Here is a 3,599-nt window from a genome sequence, read left to right on the forward strand (position 1 = left end):
TTACCCCACCCAGGGCAAGGCGCCTTTTACTACCAGCCGCATGGTGGATTCGGCCCGCAACGCCCAGGGCACCATGGTGGGCCGGATGGTGGGCCGCAGTGTGGATAAGCAGGAGCTGGGCTGGCAGACCATCAGCCCCGAGCTGTGGTGGGAGATGAACCGCTGGTTCGAGGAGGGGCACTTCACTTTTTATTGCCACTATTTCAGCCATAACCTGGGCCGGTGGGAAACGCGGATGTTTTACCTCAGCGATGTGACCTGCAGCCCGGTGAATGTGGACGCGGCCACCGGAATGCCGGAATACTACGAGGATGCCAGCTTCAGCGTGGTGGATTGCGGGGTGATCTGATGCAAAAGGTGAGCGATGCCTACCGGCAGGAGATGACAAAGCCGGTGCTGGGCGCGGCAAAGCTGGCCGTGACCCTGAGCGTGGTGGACGAGGATGCAGCCCCCGGCGCGGCGGACAAAAGCGAGCATCAGGCCTACTGGTCCAGTGTGGAAAGCGCCCTCACCCAGGACGGCGCGCAAAAGCGCAGCTACGCCACCTTCGAGCCGGGGCGCTGGAAGGCGGACGGCAGTTTGCGCATTGCGGACGAGCCCGGCGGCGCACTGCTGACCGAGGGCTATGTGAGCGAGGCGATGAGCGGGGCGGACGGCCGGTTTGCGGCTCCGCCGGTGCTGGCGCTGGAATTTGAAACGCCGGTGAGCGTTCCGGCGCTGAGCTTCCGGTTTGACCAGGTGGCGGAGGAATGGTGCACCGCGCTGACCGTGACCGCCTGGAAGGGGGAAGTGCAGCTGGTGCAGCGGCAGGTGCAGCCCACGGCGGTGGAGCACCGGGAGACGGTGCAGATCGACCGGTTCGACCGGCTGGAGATCCGCTTCGAGGCCACCAGCCAGCCCTTTCGCCGGGCGCGGCTGACCCGGCTGATGTTCGGCATGGAGCTGGTGTTCGGTCAGGCCGAGCTGACCGAAGCGGCCCAGACCATGGAGGTGGACCCCATCGGCCGCAGGCTGCCCACCGGGGAGTTCAGCTTCTCGGCGGTGAACGTGAACCTGCTCACCGGAAGCCAGAACGGCCTCTATGACCCGGACAACCCCCAGGGCATCTGGAAGTATTTTGAGCAGCGCAACCCCATCACGGTGCGCTACGGCCAGCAGCTCACCGGCGGTATGCACTGGGGCGACGCGGCGGCCATGGAATGGGATGACCTGCTCCCCACTGGCTGGCGGGAGCTGTACCAGGGCGGCTTTGTGGAATGGATGCCCGGCGGGCGGTTTTATCTGACCGGCCAGCCCACGGTGGAGGGGCTGTATGCAAAATTCTCCGCCACCGACGCGCTGAGCCTTCTGGACGGCACCTATTACAAGGGCGTGTGGGACGGCGCGCCCCACAGCCTGTGGGAGCTGGCCACCGCGGTGCTGGAGGACGCGGACCTGCCCCGCCGCAGGCAGGACGAGCAGCCCTGGGCCCTGTGGGAGGGCCTGAAGCAGATCACCACCACCGCGCCGCTGCCGGCAAAGCAGCACCGGGAATGCCTGCAGCTGATCGCTCACGCGGCCTGCTGCCTTTTGTATGCCGACCGGGAGGGCGTGATCCGCATCCAGCCGGATGAAAGCATCCAGAGCGGGGTGAGCATCGGGCTTTCGGACATGCTGGAAAGCGCACCCAAGGTGGAAAAGACCGCGAGCCTGTTGCGGGTGGAATGCCCGGCCACCGTGTACACCCCGGCGGAAAAGGAGAGCCAGCTGCACAAGGGAACCTACCAGGTAGACGGCCAGCTGACGCTGCACCTGACCTGGAACCAGGCGGCGGGCATCCGGGTGGAATGTGAGGGCGCACAGGTGACAAGCCAGGCACTGTATGCCGCCGCGGGCGACCTGGTGCTGGAGGGCAGCGGCACGGCCACCCTGATCGTGAGCGGCAAAAAGCTGGAGACCAGCTGCCAGAACGCGGTGGCCCCGGTGCCCGACGCGGACGAAAACGGCACCGCGGAAACGCTGGACAATCCGCTCATCACCGAGCTGGACCGGGCGCTGGCGGTGGCAGCCTGGGTGCGGGAGCATCTTTTGCGCCGCAGCACCTACACCTGCTCCACCCGGGGCAACCCGGAGCTGGACCCCGCCGACCGGGTCCTGCTGGACACCCAATGGGAAACGGCCGCCCCGGCCCAGGTGCTGAAAAATCAGCTCACCTACACCGGCGGCGGATTGAAGGGAGAAATGATCTTGAAACGGAGGAACGAAGCATGAGAAAAAGCCAGAATTATCAGCTGCGCCTGCCGGAGCGGCTGGCGGAACGAAACGACCCGGCGGACATCGACGATCTGACCTACGACATGGAGGTCATTGACCGGGAGCTGAAAAAGCAGGCAAACAAGGATGCCGAGCTGGACGATCTGAAGGCCAGCCGAACCGAGCTGAACGCCCACGCCGCGGCCTCGGTGCTGGCCCACCCGGACGGCAGCGTGACCGATGAAAAAATCGGTCTGCGCACCGTGGGCGGGGTGAGCAACAAGCTGCAGGCGCTGCTGACCCTGATCGGCCAGCAGATCGCCGGGGTGAAGGGCGCGGATGCCTGGAACGACAGCCCGGCCATTACCCTGGCGGCGGCAAAGCAGACGCTGGACGCGCACAAGGCCGCGGCCGACGGCCTGCGGGAGGATTTTGATGCCCACGCGGCCAGCAAGGCCAATCCCCACGCGGTGACCAAGGCGCAGGTGGGGCTTGGCAACGTGCCCAACCTGACCACCAACGACCAGACGCCCACCTACACCGAGGCCGCCAGCCTGGAGCTGCTGGCCAGCGGTGAGAAGCTGACCACCGCCTTCGGCAAGCTGGCAAAGGCACTGCGCAGCCTGAGCGGGCATCTTCTGGCGCTGGATAACCCCCACGGGGTGACCAAGAGCCAGGTGGGTCTGGGCAATGTGACCAACGACGCCCAGGTCAAGCGCAGCGAGATGGGCAAGGCCGGGGGCGTGGCCACCCTGGACTCCGGCGGCAAGGTGCCCGCCAGCCAGCTGCCCAGCTTTGTGGACGATGTGCTGGAATACGCCGGCAAGAGCGCCTTCCCGGCCACCGGTGAGGCGGGCAAGATCTATGTGGCGCTGGATACCAATCTCACCTGGCGCTGGAGCGGCACCGCCTATGTGGAGATCAGCAAGAGCCTGGCCCTGGGCGAAACCGCCTCCACCGCCTATGCGGGCGACAAGGGCAGGGCGCTGGCGGAGGGTCTGTCCGCCACCAAAGCAACCGTGTCTGCCAACACCGCCGCCCGCCACAGCCACACCAACAAAACCGTGCTGGACAAGATCACCGATGCCATGCTCACCGCCTGGAACGGAGCGATCAAGACCCTGCGCATCGGCAGTGTGACCAGCGGCAGTACCGCTTCGGCCAGCATCGCTCAGAGCGGCAGCGAGGGCGTGCTGAATCTGGTGCTGCCCAAGGGCGACAAGGGTGAAAAAGGCGACAAGGGCGACCCCGGGCAGGACGGCCGGGACGGCGCCACTGGTCCCACCGGACCCCAGGGGCCTCAAGGCGCTACCGGCCCCACCGGCCCGGCAGGCCCCAACCTGGTGAGCAAGAACACCCAGGTGAGC

The 3,599-nt window shown here is 66.4% G+C and carries 3 protein-coding genes; all 3 read left to right on the forward strand.

Annotation, left to right across the window (positions count from 1 at the left end; translation table 11 throughout):
• A partial coding sequence (locus J7G73_RS12630) for a hypothetical protein (RefSeq protein ID WP_291246520.1) occupies positions 1-349 on the forward strand: 349 nt, incomplete at its 5' end.
• Entirely contained in the window at positions 349-2,250 is a 1,902-nt protein-coding gene (locus J7G73_RS12635; protein WP_291246521.1) for a hypothetical protein, read from the forward strand. The genes J7G73_RS12630 and J7G73_RS12635, both read left to right, overlap by 1 nt.
• Positions 2,247-3,599 (forward strand): collagen-like protein (locus J7G73_RS12640; protein WP_291246522.1); only part of this gene is annotated, 1,353 nt, incomplete at its 3' end. The genes J7G73_RS12635 and J7G73_RS12640, both read left to right, overlap by 4 nt.

Origin of the sequence: Allofournierella sp., from assembly GCF_017889395.1 — a bacterium.
GTDB lineage: Bacteria > Bacillota > Clostridia > Oscillospirales > Ruminococcaceae > Allofournierella.

What these genes read in the sequence shown, in the direction of transcription:
- J7G73_RS12635 (WP_291246521.1), top strand. Translation starts at nt 349, where the DNA reads ATGCAAAAGGTGAGCGATGCCTACCGGCAGGAGATGACAAAGCCGGTG.